Annotated in this window: 13 protein-coding genes and 1 pseudogene; 8 read left to right on the forward strand and 6 right to left on the reverse strand. The window is 69.0% G+C overall.

The window, feature by feature from the left end; translation table 11 throughout:
- Window positions 1-5 precede the first annotated feature (5 nt).
- The gene (locus tag JRI60_RS51010; protein ID WP_204223389.1) at window positions 6-467 is read left to right on the forward strand and encodes a hypothetical protein; all 462 of its coding nucleotides are present in this window, start codon (window positions 6-8) and stop codon (window positions 465-467) included.
- A gap of 15 nt (window positions 468-482) precedes the next feature.
- On the opposite strand, the gene JRI60_RS51015 is transcribed toward JRI60_RS51010, so the two are convergent.
- Window positions 483-1,313, reverse strand: coding sequence for an alpha/beta hydrolase (locus JRI60_RS51015; protein WP_239470217.1), 831 nt, complete (start codon window positions 1,311-1,313; stop codon window positions 483-485).
- Window positions 1,314-1,467: 154 nt separating this feature from the next.
- Between JRI60_RS51015 and JRI60_RS51020 the strand changes: the two genes are divergently transcribed.
- The 3 genes from JRI60_RS51020 to JRI60_RS51030 all read left to right on the forward strand — a co-directional run bounded on the left by JRI60_RS51020 (window position 1,468) and on the right by JRI60_RS51030 (window position 4,234).
- Window positions 1,468-2,619 carry a Gfo/Idh/MocA family protein gene (locus JRI60_RS51020; protein ID WP_204223390.1) on the forward strand — a complete coding sequence of 384 codons (1,152 nt, stop codon included), beginning with the start codon at window positions 1,468-1,470 and terminating at the stop codon, window positions 2,617-2,619.
- A gap of 179 nt (window positions 2,620-2,798) precedes the next feature.
- Window positions 2,799-3,563: a hypothetical protein gene (locus JRI60_RS51025; protein ID WP_204223391.1), complete on the forward strand. Its 765-nt coding sequence runs from the start codon at window positions 2,799-2,801 to the stop codon at window positions 3,561-3,563.
- A 188-nt stretch (window positions 3,564-3,751) separates the two neighbouring features.
- Window positions 3,752-4,234 carry a hypothetical protein gene (locus JRI60_RS51030; RefSeq protein WP_204223392.1) on the forward strand — a complete coding sequence of 161 codons (483 nt, stop codon included), beginning with the start codon at window positions 3,752-3,754 and terminating at the stop codon, window positions 4,232-4,234.
- Window positions 4,235-4,285: 51 nt separating this feature from the next.
- Here the strand turns inward: JRI60_RS51030 and JRI60_RS51035 are convergent, their stop codons facing one another.
- Together JRI60_RS51035 and JRI60_RS51040 are read right to left on the reverse strand one after the other, a co-directional pair.
- Window positions 4,286-4,663, reverse strand: a complete 378-nt coding sequence (locus JRI60_RS51035; RefSeq protein WP_204223393.1) for a hypothetical protein — start codon at window positions 4,661-4,663, stop codon at window positions 4,286-4,288.
- A gap of 169 nt (window positions 4,664-4,832) precedes the next feature.
- Window positions 4,833-5,402, reverse strand: a complete 570-nt coding sequence (locus tag JRI60_RS51040; RefSeq protein WP_204223394.1) for a hypothetical protein — start codon at window positions 5,400-5,402, stop codon at window positions 4,833-4,835.
- Between the two features lie 328 nt (window positions 5,403-5,730).
- On the opposite strand from JRI60_RS51040, the gene JRI60_RS54230 reads away from it, so the two are divergent.
- On the forward strand, window positions 5,731-6,315 hold the full coding sequence (locus JRI60_RS54230) for an Hsp20/alpha crystallin family protein (protein WP_239470218.1): 585 nt from the start codon (window positions 5,731-5,733) through the stop codon (window positions 6,313-6,315).
- A gap of 55 nt (window positions 6,316-6,370) precedes the next feature.
- On the opposite strand, the pseudogene JRI60_RS51045 reads toward JRI60_RS54230, so the two are convergent.
- The 3 genes and pseudogenes from JRI60_RS51045 to JRI60_RS51055 all read right to left on the reverse strand — a co-directional run.
- Window positions 6,371-7,804 (reverse strand): annotated as a pseudogene (locus tag JRI60_RS51045) (flavin monoamine oxidase family protein); the annotation flags it as partial.
- Between the two features lie 110 nt (window positions 7,805-7,914).
- Window positions 7,915-8,199, reverse strand: a complete 285-nt coding sequence (locus tag JRI60_RS51050; protein WP_204223396.1) for a (2Fe-2S) ferredoxin domain-containing protein — start codon at window positions 8,197-8,199, stop codon at window positions 7,915-7,917.
- A 184-nt stretch (window positions 8,200-8,383) separates the two neighbouring features.
- Window positions 8,384-9,412: an Rpn family recombination-promoting nuclease/putative transposase gene (locus JRI60_RS51055; protein ID WP_204223397.1), complete on the reverse strand. Its 1,029-nt coding sequence runs from the start codon at window positions 9,410-9,412 to the stop codon at window positions 8,384-8,386.
- 537 nt (window positions 9,413-9,949) lie between these two features.
- On the opposite strand from JRI60_RS51055, the gene JRI60_RS51060 reads away from it, so the two are divergent.
- From JRI60_RS51060 to JRI60_RS51070, 3 genes are all read left to right on the forward strand, one after another.
- Window positions 9,950-10,507: a Uma2 family endonuclease gene (locus JRI60_RS51060; RefSeq protein ID WP_204223398.1), complete on the forward strand. Its 558-nt coding sequence runs from the start codon at window positions 9,950-9,952 to the stop codon at window positions 10,505-10,507.
- Between the two features lie 203 nt (window positions 10,508-10,710).
- Complete coding sequence (locus JRI60_RS51065) at window positions 10,711-11,094, forward strand: hypothetical protein (protein WP_204223399.1); 384 nt, start codon at window positions 10,711-10,713, stop codon at window positions 11,092-11,094.
- Window positions 11,095-11,317: 223 nt separating this feature from the next.
- Window positions 11,318-14,041, forward strand: a complete 2,724-nt coding sequence (locus tag JRI60_RS51070) for a hypothetical protein (RefSeq protein ID WP_204223400.1) — start codon at window positions 11,318-11,320, stop codon at window positions 14,039-14,041.
- Window position 14,042 lies beyond the last annotated feature (1 nt).

Consider the following 14,042-nt stretch of genomic DNA (forward strand, 5'->3'; position numbering starts at 1 on the left):
AGCAGATGGAGACCGTCGAGGAATGGAAGGCGGAGCGATCCGAGCCCCTGACGTCGGGCCTGGCCGTGGCGCAGGGCGTCTTCTATATCGCCACCGGGGTGTGGCCCATCGTCCACCTGCGCAGCTTCGAGACCGTGACGGGTCCCAAGCTCGAGGGGTGGCTGGTGAAGACGGTGGGGGCGCTCATCGCCGTCGTCGGGGGCACGCTGCTGGCCGCGGGCCTGCGCCGCCGCGTCAGCTCCGAGCTCAAGATGCTGGCCACGGGCAGCGCCGCGTCGCTCGCGGCGGTGGACGTCATCTACTCGCCCCAGCGCATCTCGCCCGTGTACCTGCTGGATGCGGTCGCCGAGGGCGTGCTCATCACCGGCTGGTGCGTGGCCACGGCACGAGCCAGGAAGCGCCGGAGCATCCAGCCACCCCCGCCCCGCTACACCTCGCCCGAGGACGCGGCCGGCTTCCCCACGTAGCCACCGCGACGACCCTCACGGCGTGAGGAACCAGACCAGCGCCTCGCGGCGGATGTCGGACGGGACGGTGTGGGGTCCCTCGAACTCGCGGTAGCGCACCGCGTAGCCCGCGTCCTTCACCCGCGAGGCGATGCTCCGTCCGCAATCCGCGACGGGCAGCACCGGGTCCTCCGACCCGTGGGAGATGAACAGCTCCGGCCTGCCGCGCAGCACCGCCGGCGCCACGAAGCCCGGCGAGAACGCCGCCACGTGGCTGAACAGGTCCCCGTTGGTGAGTCCCAGGGACAGCGCCAACGACGCCCCGTCCGAGAAGCCCCCGAGGACGAGGTGCCTGGCGTCCACCGCATAGCGCTCGAAGACGTACACCAGCGCCCGGTCGATGAAGGGGACGTCCGGCCCGAACCCCTCATCGAGCAGGACGATGTCCCACGTGTGGACGCGGGACTCCGGCGCCAGCAGGAGGAGACCCGCTCCGTCCGCGAGTTCCAGCCACGGCTCCAGGACCTCGCGCGCGCTGCTCCTCGAACCGTGCAGCATCACCAACAAGGGCGCGGGCCGGTCCGCCCGGTACCCCTCGGGCACGTAGAGGAGCCCGTCCCGCTCACCGCCCAACCCCAGCGGCCGCAGGCCCCGCTCCGGCGCCTCCACCGTGGGAGGCTGGGGACGCGCGAGGAGCCTTCCCACCTCGTACTTCTCACTCGAGCCCGTAGCCGGCGGAACTCCGTCGGCCGGCTCCTTCATGAGCATGTGCTCGCACGCCAGGAAAAGCACCGCCGCGAGACCTCCTCCACCCAGGACGAGCACGACCCACCAGCATGCCCGAACGACGCGGGTGGATACCTTCATGTCATCACCACCAGAGCGGCCCTCACTCCACGGTAGAGCAGACCAGCACCCGGTGGGTGATGTCTACAGGCACACCACGAGCGCGAAGGTGGGTTGTCGGCGCACCGCGCGATGCGGAGCTTGCCTGCCCGACGGCTTCCAGGAGGAAGACAAAATGGCGACACCAAAGCAGGCAGGGGGACAGGCCAGGAAGCGCACGAGCAAGAGCTCGCGCCAGATTGGCTACGCGGTGGTGGGGCTCGGACACTTCGCACAGGACGCGATCCTCCCCGCTTTCAAGAACGCGAGGAAGAACTCGCGGCTGGTGGCGCTCGTGTCCGGCGACCCCCAGAAGCACCGCGCGCTGGGCAAGCGCCACGGCGTCCCCGTGTACACCTATGACCGGTACGAGGAGTGCCTCGCGCTGCCCGAGGTGGACGCGGTCTACATCGCGCTGCCCAACGCCCAGCATGCCGAGTACGCGGTGCGCGCGGCGCGAGCCGGGGCCCATGTGCTGTGCGAGAAGCCCCTGGCGCTCGACGAGAACCAGTGCCTGGAGATGATCCGCGCCGCCGAGGAGAGCGACGTCAAGCTGATGACGGCCTACCGGCTGCACTTCGAGTCGACCAACCTCGCGGCCATGGAGGCGGTGCGCAAGGGGAAGATTGGAGAGCCGCGCCTCTTCAGCTCGTCCTTCAGCTTCCAGATTCAGGGGCCCAACATCCGCATCGACCGCGAGGCGGGCGGAGGGGTGGCGTGGGACATCGGCGTCTACTGCATCAACGCGGCGCGCTACCTCTTCCGCGCGGAGCCGGAGGAGGTGTTCGCCTTCAAGGCCAGGGGGAAGGACGAGCGCTTCGCGGAGACGGAGGAGGGCCTGTCCGCGGTGCTCCGCTTCCCGGAGGACCGGCTGGCCTCGTTCAACCTGAGCTTCGGCGCCGCGCCCACGGCCACCTACCAGCTCGTGGGCACCCAGGGCAGCATCCGCCTGGACAACGCCTACGAGTACAAGGGGAAGATGACCTTCGAGCTGGAGGCGAAGGGCAAGAAGCAGAAGCGCACCCTGCCCCAGCGCGACCAGATCGGCCCGGAGCTGTCCTACTTCAGTGACTGCATCCTGAAGAACCAGGAGGTCGAGCCCGACGGCTGGGAGGGCCTGGCGGACGTGCGCATCGTCCGCGCGCTCTACACGTCGGCGGAGACGGGCCGGCCGGTGCGGCTGGAGCCCTTCGAGAAGCGGCGCAGGCCCACGGCGGAGCAGGAGCAGCGCCGCCCGCCCGTGGAGCCCCCCGAGCCGGTCAACGCCACACCGCCCACCGGCGGGTGAGCGCGGCGCACGCGCGAGGTCCACGAAAGCGCTCCTTCTGCAGCCAGGGTGGATCCTTGGAATCCGAGGGGCGGGAACAGAAAGCAGCGCGGGCGGACAGAGCACTTCCTCCCGCGCGCGGCATGGTGCATCTTCCCGCCCCCCCGCCGCGCGTCGCGGCCTCGTCCAGGAGCCCTCGCATGTTCCGTGCACTCACCCTGGTGAGTCTCCTGTTCTTCTGCCGACCTGTTCAGGCACAGGAAGGACCCCGTCCCACCGTCGTGGATGCCGAGACACTCGCCCGGAAACTGGGTGAGACGACGTGGGGCATGGAGGACCTGCTCTCCGGCAAGGTGGAGGAGATGACCATCACGCTGCGCGTCGAGGAGCTGGACGGGGACGGCAACGTGAAGCACTCCCAGGAGCGGGTGGATCGCCTCACGGTGAGGGACGGCCAGCAGCACCGGGAGATCCTCCAGGCGCGCAAGGATGGCCAGGACGCCACCGAGGCCATGCGCAAGGACCTGGAGGAGCGCCAGCGCAAGGGCCAGGGCCGGGCGGAGTTCAACTCCGTCAACCTGCCCTTCGCCTCGTCCTACCTGTCGCAGCACCGCTTCTCGCTGGCGGGACCCGATCCCAAGGATCCCAAGCGGCTGCGCCTGCGCTTCGAGCCCCGCGCCGACAAGGCCCCCTACGTCCACAAGGGCGAGGCGCTCGTGGACCCGTCCACCGGCCAGCTCGTCCGCCTGAGCTACAGCCCCACGGAGCTGCCGAACATGGCCCACCGCGTCGATGTCCGCATGGACTTCCGCACCTGGCCCGGCGTGGGACAGGTGCTCGACACCCTCCACGTGGACGCCGAGGGCGGCCTGCTCTTCTACAAGAAGCACCTGCGCATCACCGCGCGCTACTCCAACCTGGTGCCCGCCAGCCCCGCCGCGAAGACCTCCGCCGCCTCGCCTTGAGGCCACGCCCGCGCGTCGGGCCATACGCGCTGTCCCAGACATCCGCGCACGCAGTAGGAGCGAAAGCCACCCGTCGCATGTCTGGCTGATAGCAACGGAAAGCCAGACAGATGTGGATTGCACGTGTCAGACCGAGCGCGTAGACACATCCGCGCCCGATGGACGGGCCCACAGCGGAGGAACGTGTGATGAAGCTTCTTGGACGCATCGCGGGGATGATCTGCATGGCGGCGCTGGCCGGCTGCGGCGTGGAGGAGTCGGCCACGGAGAACGTGGCGGAGCTCGGGAGCCAGACGTCGGCGATCATCTGTCCCCAGCTGTCGCCTCCGGGGCCGGGCTTCTGCGAGGACGGCACCATCACGCCCGTCTACGACGGCAAGTGCATCGTCGGCTACGACTGCAACCGGACCGCGGCGGCCATCGTGGCCCCCAGCTGCCCCATCCTGGTGCCCCCGGCCGACAACTTCTGCCCCAACGGCACCATCGTCCCGGTCTACGACAGCAACAAGTGCATCATCGCCTACAGCTGCCAGACCAACACCGTGGCCAGCATCAACCCCGTCATCTGCCCGGAGCTGGTGCCCCCGGCCGACAACTTCTGCCCCAACGGCACCGTCGTTCCGGTCTACGACAGCAACAAGTGCGTCGTGGGCTTCCGCTGCGTGCTGTGAGCCACGCGCGCGCCCGCCCATCGCGTTGATGGGCGGGCCGTTCGCGGCCGCTCAGTAGTGGCAGGTCCAGTCCGTGCCGCAGTAGCCCTGCGCACCCTTGCACGTGCACTGCGAGTCGTCGTCGCAGAACGAGGCAGGGCAGAACGGGCCACCGCCGCCGCCTCCTCCTCCCGAGGTCGAGTACTGGCACGTGTAATCGACGCAGGCCGCGGAGGGAGCCGAGGGACAGGCGTTCACACAGTCCTGATCGGTCTCACAGAAGGACGCATGGCAGATGTACGACGCCTGCGCGGAGCCCGACTCCTCGTTCGCTCTGGCGAAGGAGGAATCCTCGCTGGCGGAGCAGATCGGCTCGCTGGCCGAGGCCGCGCCCAGGGGGAGGAGGAGCATCAACGCACCACGGAGCAGACTGCGCTTGAGAACGGACATCGAATGGCTCTCCTTTCGGCACCGCTGACGCCACGAGCTCATACGCGGCCGTCACGGGCGAGCGGACAACCCTAGCAGAGCCTTCACTGCCCGTGAGGATTCCACTCCCCCCTGGTGCCGGGAGAGGGGCCCGCTCCGGTTCGCGGGCGAGCCCGTGCGAGCGCCACGGTCAGTGCGGTCTGCCGCGCTCGTCGCGATCCGGCAGCCCGAGCTCCCGTGCCGCCTCCCTCATCATGCGCTGCTTCACCTTGTCGGGCGCGCCGTCTTCGCTCGGATGAGGGGGAGCGCCCACGTCCTCGGCCAGACCGCTTCCGCGCCAGCTCTCGGCGGGGGCACTGCTTCCCACCTCCATCCCGAGCGACCGCGTCACGGCACCGGAACGAAGCGCGGGAGCGCCCTGCTTCACGGCGGCGTAGAGGTCCACGAGGGTGGCTCCGACGACCGAGGCGGTGATGGCCGTCTGCCAGGCCCTGTTCGCGCGAGGGAGCCGGAAGGACACCGCCAGGAGCGCGAGATCCAAGGCATCCCCCGCGACGCGCGCCCAGAGCCATTCCCGCCGATGCGGCTGAAGGAGCAGTCCCACCCCGCAGGCGATTTCCCGAAGCCCGAACCCCCGCACCAGCCCGGAGCGCCCACGAGCCCCCAGGACGCGGCAGATGCGCTCCGGGAACACCAGCTCCGTCATTCCAATACCCAGGCTCGCCCACCCGAGAGCCCACGACAGCCGTTCACTCTTCATCCAGGACGCCCTCCTTCCGCCAAGGTGAGGACGCCCGTGGAGCCGGAACAAGCCTCGCGGGGTCCGGGCCCGCGTCCAGCCGTGCGCCAGGCATGCGAGCAGGCATCTGCTCGAGCACGCGGCGGGCGGCCGGGACGTGCCCGCCACCGGGACGGTGTCGCCGGAGGTGGGCCTTGCGCGTCGTCCTGGCCGCATTACTCCAACAGCGCCCGAGTGAGGAGGTGAGACGTATGCGGTGATGCTGGTGACGCTGCTGGCCGACTACATCCGCGGCGCCGCCGGCTGAATCAGCCCTTTCACTCGCGTATCTGGGAAAGGAGGTTCCCTCGTGCCATCCATCATCACGCGCTATGTTTCGACGTTTCCCCTGGTCCGCACCCCGGCCGTCTGGCCCTGGCGGGACTTCGTGCCCTCCCATGACGGGTGGAGCAGCCTCGCGGGCTTTCTGCGGGACTTCGAGGTCGAGGACGCCGCGGGCGAGCTCCGTGTGAGCCTCGCGCTGCCAGGGTATGAGGTGCAGGACATCGAGGTCCGCACCGAGGGCCGGGTCCTCACCGTCCGCGCTACGCGCCGGCGCACGCACGCGTACGGCGGGAGTGTGGAGCAGGTGAACCGCCGCCTCACGCTGCCCGAGGGCGTGGACGCCACGAGGGCCGACGCGACGCTGCGCCACGGCATCCTCACGGTGGCGCTCCCGAAGACGGAGGCGGCCCGGCCCCGAGCCATCCCCGTGCGGGCCTGGCGAGACGGGACTCCGCGGCCCGTGCACACGCTGGACCTGGGCACCGTTACCACCCGGAAGGCGGAGCGCCCCGGCTTCTGGCGGCGGGTGAAGGAGTGGCTCGTGGGGCGTCGGCGCTCCGAGCCCCTCGAGCCCCTTCGGGCAACCGCAACTCGCCCCGACGCTCGATGATCTGCCGGGAGATCCGGAGCGCGGCGATGACGGCCCCTTCCGAGTGACTGTTCTCCGTCGTGTCGCCTCCGATGTAGAGGCGACCTTGGGGACGGCGCAGCTCGGCCGCGAGCTCATCGAAGCGGGAGCGTCCGAGCTCCAGGGGCCAATAGGCCACCGCCTGCGGGTAGACGAAGATCTCCGCGGAGCGGATGTGCTGGCGGACGCCCGGGAAGAGACTGTCGAGGGCCTCGGCACTCTTCTCACGCACCTCGTCGGACGGCAGGTTCATGACCTCGCGCGCGAACCGGGCGTGCAGGAGCAGGGTGAGGACCCGATCCCGAGGCTGCTGCTCGCCCTCCTGGAGCTCCGTCACGTCGTAGATGCTGCCGGCCGGCGAGTCCGACAGCAGCGTCAGGACGTTCTCACCGTTCACCTCCCACAACGAGGACGCCTCGGGGGAGACGCGGAAGTGCACCTTGACGTAGCTCCCCAGCCTCGTCGTCTGGATGGCCTTCCACTTCTCGCGACTGAGCGACGGCGAGAACTGGATCCTCCCCAGGAGGTGGATCGGCACGGTGACCACCACCATCCGCCCGGTGACGTCACGGAACTGGCGGTCGTTCTGGAGGACCCGCAACTTCACGCCCGAGGCCGTCTGCTCGATGGCGGTGACGCGGGCCTGGGTCATGAGCTGGTCGGGACGCAGGCGGGCGGCGAGCGCCTCGGTGAGGAGCGTGTTGCCGCCGAGGACGTGGTAGTTCTTCTCGCCGAAGCCCTCCGGTGAATCCAGGAAGAGACGCATCTCATCGATGCCGTCGAGCGCGGAGATCTTGTCCCACTCGATGGCGATCTCTGGCTCCAGCGTGACGCGGATCCACTCGCTGACCTTGTGCGGAAGTGCGTCGCGGGCGATGAGCTCCGCGAAGCTGATGTGCATGAGCGCGGCCAGCTCCGGCGGCAGAGGCCTTCCCGCCTCATGGCTGGCATGCAGCTGGGAGTAGAGGTTCCAGACCTTGGCGTTCCACTTAAGGAACGCCGCGCGCTCCTCCTCGTTGAAGACTCCCGCGAGATACGTGTCGCGCGCGCCCTCGCCCTGGTAGGGATGGATCTTCCCATCGAGCCGCACGGACGAGTGGGCGACGTCCTCGCTCAAGAGGAGGTTGAGCTCGCGCAGCAGCTTCACCGCGGGGCTGCGCTCGAAGAACTCCTCCATGTGCGCCTCGGCGGTGGAGCCGTCGGAGAAGGTGACCGTCTGGACGCGGCCGCCCAGACGCGGGGCCGCCTCGACGAGCAGCGAGTCGATGCCCGCCTTGTTCAGCTCGTAGGCCAGGGTCAGGCCGGTGAGACCCGCGCCGACGATGACGACGGGAGCGTCCCTCGCCGGTGTCGCGGCGGACAGTTCGGGGAGCGGGGCCGCGTCCCGCCCCTCCAGGTCCCAGCCCGTACAGGCCTGGATGGCGAGAACCACCCACAACAGGCACGAGAGCCCAAACCCTCTCTTCGTCATGTCTCTCCCCCCGGTCGAGACTTCGCGTCGGAAATCATAGACGGGGTGAGCGCCGTCGAGTCGCGTCGAACGCCTCGAACGAGTACTCGTGAACAAGGCGAGTGATGGGATTACGACGAGTGGTCGAGCGCGTCGGAGACCGTGCGGACGAGTGTGTCCACGTCCTCCTTGGGGTCGACGAGGAAGCAGCGCATGCGCTCACCGCCGCCCACCACCACACAGACGCGGTCCTTGGGGCACAGCTTCAGACAGCTACTGCGGACGACCCGCACGCCCCGGCCCAACTCCTCCTTCAGCGTGCTCCGCAGTTCCTCCGCCCCCGCGCGCTTCATGCACTTGCGGCAGACGAACACCAGCCCATCCCACTTCGGCTGGACTTCCTTCGGCTGTGCCACGTCGCTCCGTCTCCTCGCTCCCGGCAAGCGGCTGTAACGCCCAGGGATGGAGGGCACAAGTGAGTCCGCTTCGTCCCCCGGGCAGCAGGCGGCCGAGGCTCCCGTCCCATCAACGAGCCGCTCCGAACAGGGTGAAACGGTGGAGTTCGCGGCTCCGAGGAACGCGCATCGCCTTGGCAACCCACTATTGGGCCAGGTCCTCCAGGACATCGGAGAGGGTAGTGGCATGCAGGGCCCGTTCGAACCAGCGATCGAGGGTGTCCAGGTCCGTGCAGGTGAGGATGCGTTGCCGGGCCTCGTCGTCGACGTGCACGCCCCGAGCGGCGAGAATCCGGACGATACTCGTCGCTTGTCCTTCCGCCCGCCCCTCGGCTCGTCCTTCTGCCCGTCCCTCCGCCCGTCCCCGCTGGCGGCCTTGCTCGATGAGCTCCTCGCCATAGCTGCGCATCAGTTCCTCCGCGCGTTGCGTACCCAGGACCGAATGTAGCACCTGCTCCGTTGCTCCACGCACCGACTTGTCCCCGACCAGGAGGAGATAGCGCACGACCATGACCAGTTCCTCCTGTCCGTTGGGGCTGGCCAACACCTGGGCCATGAGCGCCGTCCAGTCCGACAGCCTCCAAGCCAGTTCCCCGGTGCGCCCGTAGCGCAGCACGAGCAGGACCAGCCGCGCCAGGGGTGGACCCGGACGCGCCATCAAGGCCTCCGCGCGCTCGGCCGTCAGGTCATCGAGCAGGTACTCGAAGCGCGGCACCAGCGCCCGCCACCGTGCCCGTTCCTCATCTCCTTCTGGCAGGTCGAAGAGGTCCTCCACCCGGCGTGGTGCCGTCCAGGCCCCGTCCGGCCCGTGGTACATGACCAGGGGAAGGATGATGGGGAGCACGGCGCTCTCCGGGTGCTGCTGGCGCCAGTGCTCCACCAGACGCACCACGTAGCGCAGCATTCTCAGTGCCATCCACCTGTCCACCGAGGACTGGTGCTCCAGCAACACGTAGAAGAGGAGCGGCTGGCCCGTGCGCATCCGAGCCGAGAAGAGCAGGTCGCTCTCTGTCTCCCGTAGCTCCGGATCCACGACGGAGCCGGACTCCCGCCGCAGGGACGCCCAGTCCACCTCGGAGACGACATGCGAGGGGAGAACGGCGCGGAGCTCGGCCGCGGCCCGCTCTGGGTGACTGAAGGTATAGCGGGCAAGGAGGTCATGGGGTCCAGACATGACAAGTGGCCCCAAGCACGTGGCGAGCCAATCCTCCCGCCGGCCCGACTCTCCTCGGACACCGCCCCTGCGCTCACGGTTGGATGGCTTGCGGCTCGCGCGGCTTCCGCAAGCGCGCCGAGACCGGCACGTAGCACTTGCCCTGGTATTCGGCGTGATCCTCATAGCAGGGAGGCAACTCCACTCCCATCCCCAAAACCCGGCGCGCACCCGCAGACCACCGCTTCAGCCGCCCCTCCGGCCGCCGCGTCAGGTGACCGACCCGTCCCACAGTCCACCTGTTGGACCCCACGCGCGCTCTCGATTCCCACGCCCAACGGGCAGTTCATTCCGAGATGTTCGATATCTGCGCGTCAGGCGGTGAGCGAAGGTCTCCCCGCTCGCCGCATTCGCGAGCCTCCAGCAGGTTACTCAATATATTGGCTCATCCTTGCCCACTTCACAGGTCAGGTCTATACTGCCTGCATGGGTCATGACTTGAGCAACAACCCCGGGTGGCCGCTTGAAGAAGCGCCGTCGGCTCTCCATGCTCCAGGCATGAGCGGGTCGAAGCGCAGGGCCACCTACGAAGACCTGGAGACCGTCCCTCCCAACTGTGTGGGAGAGATCGTCGATGGCGAGTTGTACGTGAGCCCTCGACCGGCCTCGCCCCATGGTCGAGCCGCCTCCCGACTCGGGATGCTGTTGGGAGGACCCTTCGACCTGGGCGAGGGAGGACCCGGAGGCTGGCTCATCGTGGACGAGCCCGAGCTGCACCTGGGGGATGACGCCCTGGTGCCTGACCTGGCGGGCTGGCGCAGGGAGCGAATGCCGGAGATGCCGCACACGGCGGCCTTCACCCTGGTCCCCGATTGGGTGTGCGAGGTGCTCTCGCCCTCCACGGCGGTACTGGACCGGGAAAAGAAGATGAAGGCCTATGCCCGCGAAGGCGTGAGCCACCTGTGGTTGGTGGATCCCCTCCAGCGGTCGTTGGAAATCTATCGGCTGGAAGGTCGGCGCTGGACCCGGCAGGGCCACTGGAGCGGAGGCGTCACCGTGCACGCCGAGCCCTTCACGGTGCTCCCGCTGAAGCTCGCCACGCTCTGGGAGCGGTGACCCTGACAACCTGTGCGGCCCACCTTCTCGGTCGGCAATAATTCTCGCGAGTTGAGCCCTGAAAGCGCTCTCAACTCCGCTGCGTGAGCCGCCTCCAGCCAAGTTCCTCTTTGACATCCTTTCCGGCCCGTCCCATCTTGCCGCCCCCTTGCCATCCGGCAATGCAACACATCTGACCCAACTTGCTCTCCTGGAAACCTGACATGAAGAAGTGGATTGTCTGTCTTGCCTTCGCTATCTGTGGATGTGGCGGTAACAACCTCGTCGGCACCTGGAAGGGCAGTGCCAACGGCTGGGATGTCACCGTGAAGGTGAATGATCAGGTATCAGGTACTTTCGAAGCCGTGAGCGGGCTGATCAGCACCAACAAGGCAAACTGTTTCACCAATGCCCCCATGAGTGGGACGATCGCCGAAACGACCGTGGAGCTCGTCTCGGTCGGTTCGGGCTCCGCCAGCTCGTCCACGGGCATCCAGATTCAAGGGGAGTTCGACGGCGACAAGATCACCGGTTTCTTCGCCGTGAGCGCCCACCCCGACTCCGGGTGCGCTCAGGAGCGGAGCGCCATGACGCTGACGCGGCAGTGACGTCCGGCCCTCGCGGGCCCACCTCGCGCGAGGGCTCCGCCTCATCAAGGCCGCGGTGGGCGGCAAGCCGCTCGCGCCGCTGGCCCCACTCCCCAGACCCAGGGCTGAGGCACCCGCCCCCACCCGGACTCCGCCGTCAAGTTCCCGTCGACCCCCGCCGCGACACGTCCGGTCATTTCACCCGCGCCGCTTCACTGTTCACCTGTGGTAAATCGTCGGCCCGATGGCAACGAGCGACGAGCTGACCACAGCGGACCTGGAGCGGTTGTCACGGGCCGAGGCGCCCGACCTGGCGGAGGCCGTGCTGGCCTTCCTTGAGCAACCCGACAAGGTTCCCGACAAGCTGCCCCAGGGCGCCCTCACCTTCGACGGGCTCCGCTCCCTCCTCTCCCAGGCCCAGTCCCGCCGCAGCGCCGAGGCCCGTCACTCCGGCGCTCGCGATGCCTGGCAGCGCTTCCTCGCCCAGAAGGACGTCCCCCTCCCCTCGCGCTTCGCCCTCGCGGACCTCCTCGTCTCCCTCTACGAGCGCGACACCAGCGCCTCCCGCGCCGCCCTCTTCCAGCTCGTTCGCAAGGCCGAGCTCCGCTTCGGCCTCTGGGGCGGCCTCAAGCGCATCTACAAGCTCGCCGAGCAGCGCCACGACGCCGAGATGTTCGGCGTCCTCGCCTGGCGCTTCGACACCGAGCGCGCCGAGCGCTACCGCTCCCGCGACGTCTCCAAGGGCACCCTCACCTACCTCCAGCGCCGCGCCTGGCGCTACCTGCGTCAGCTCGGCCACGCCGTCCCCGAGCTCTACCCCCAGTTCGCCGTCGAGGTCCTCCGCCACTACGAGCCCGACACCTCCTGGCGCGCGTGCTGGGTCGCCCACCACATCTGGGCCCATGAGACGCACGGCTACTCCGCCGACACCTTCCCCATCGAGCCCCCCAGCGACCTGGTGAAGAAGCGCGCCTTCTCCGACGCGTGGAAGCGCTCGCCCGACGCCCTCATGCGGCTGCTCGACACCTGCCAGTCCGACCCCGCCGCCCGCTTCGCCATCCAGGGTCTTCGCAAGGACTTCCCCGACACCCTCCGCGACAACGTCACCCCCGCCTGGCTCGACCGGCTCGCCCGCCGCCCCCTCGCCAGCGCCCACGAGTTCCTCGTCGACACCCTCCAGGGCTCCCCCGAGTTCCACCAGGGCAAGCTGCGCGCCCTCGGGCTCCACGAGGCCGTGCTCGCCCTGCTCGTCTCCGAGAGCAACAAGGCCCGCGCCTACGCCATCGAGTACGCCCGCGCCCATGCGCAGGATCTCCCCGCCGAGCGCCTCGCCGAGCTGCTCGACCAGGACCACTCCGATGTGAAGTCCTTCGCCGCCGCCGTGCTCGAGAAGCGCAACCCGCGCGAGCTCGGCCCGGACTTCCTCGGCCGGCTCCTCGTCCACAAGCAGACCGCGAAGTTCGCCTCCAAGGCCCTCGAGCAGAGCTTCGACCGCGCCGAGCTCACCCAGAAGTTCCTCTTCGACCTGCTCTTCGGCCAGCAGGAACAGTTCGAGTGGGCCTCGAAGTACCTCAAGTCCAAGTACGGCAAGGGCGAGCTGCCCCCCGCCTTCTGGAAGGCCCTCCTCGATGACTCGCGCCTGGAGGACTACGGCAGCGACGTGGAGGAGCTCGCGCTCGACTCCCTCAAGGCGTTCAAGCCCGCGGACATCGGCGCCGACTGGCTGCTCGACCGCTCCATCCACCCGAGCTTCGGCGATACGGTCTCCGACTGGCTCACCGAGGCGGACGCGCTGCCCGGCCTCGACGTGGAGCGCGTGAAGGGGCTCGTCTTCAACGCGAAGTTCCGCGAGGTGGCGCTCAAGCTGCTCGGCAACCGCAAGCTCTTCGCCCCGCGCGACGTGGGCATTGCGTGGTTGCTGGCGCTCGCCCGGCGCGCGGACCCCACGCTGCACGAGTTCGCCCACCGCTACCTGCTGGAGAACGTGGCCCCCGCCGACTTCAGCGAGTCCGGCGACGCCACCGCGGGCCTGGAGCGCCTCTTCGACCTGGCGCTCGGCGCGAAGCAGCCCGTCCCCGTGCGCGCCTTCGCCCAGACGTACCTGCGCTGCCACCACCCCGTCATCGGCCCCGAGCAGCCCGAGTCCAAGTCCTACCAGCTCAAGCCCAGGGCGCCTCGCAACGCGTACACCCCCGAGCGTCTCTGGCCCGCCCTCTTCGATGCCCGCGACGACGTGCGCCAGTTCGCCCTCGCCGTGGCCCGCGTCGAGCTGCGCGCCTGGGGCTGGCACACCCGCGTGTACGAGCTCGCCGAGGCCAACGCCAAGGAAGTGCGCAACCTCGCCTATGACGCCCTGCTCGACGCGGGCGAGGAGGGCGCCGACAAGCGCCGCACCCTCACCCCCGAGGAGTTGGATCCGGTGAAGGTCTTCACCCTCACCGAGAGCACCAAGCGCTCCACCCGCGAGGTGGCCGTGGAGCTCATCCGCCGCCACTACGCGCGCCTGGGTGGGCCCGAGCGGCTCGCCTGGCTCATGGAGAGCGCCGACCGCGAGGTGGGCCTCTTCGCCATCCGCCTCCTCTGGGAGAAGCACCGGCCCCTGCACCTGCCCGAGGGGTGGAAGCCCTCCGGTGCCACGCAGTCCCCCGTGGGCACCACCGAGCGCTTCGCCAACGTGGAGGCCCTGCGCACCTTCCTGCGCCGCATGCTCTTCGGTCTGCCCCCGGGGCGCTCCAAGGAGGCCCGCGAGGGCAACGTGGTCCGGCGGGTCTCGGCCAGCGAGGCCAAGCGCCGGGTCATCGAGCTGGTGAGGGATTTGGGATTGGAAGACGAGAGCTTCGCCCGCGTCGTGGCCCCCGTGCTCGGTGAGTTCACCGGCTCGCTGGCCAAGGGCGAGTGGCAGAGCTGCCTGTCCTCACTGGTGAGGCTGCGCGCCGCGCACCCCGGCGTGGAGCTCGGAGGATTCTGAC

Source organism: Archangium violaceum, from assembly GCF_016887565.1.
GTDB classification, from domain to species: domain Bacteria; phylum Myxococcota; class Myxococcia; order Myxococcales; family Myxococcaceae; genus Archangium; species Archangium violaceum_B.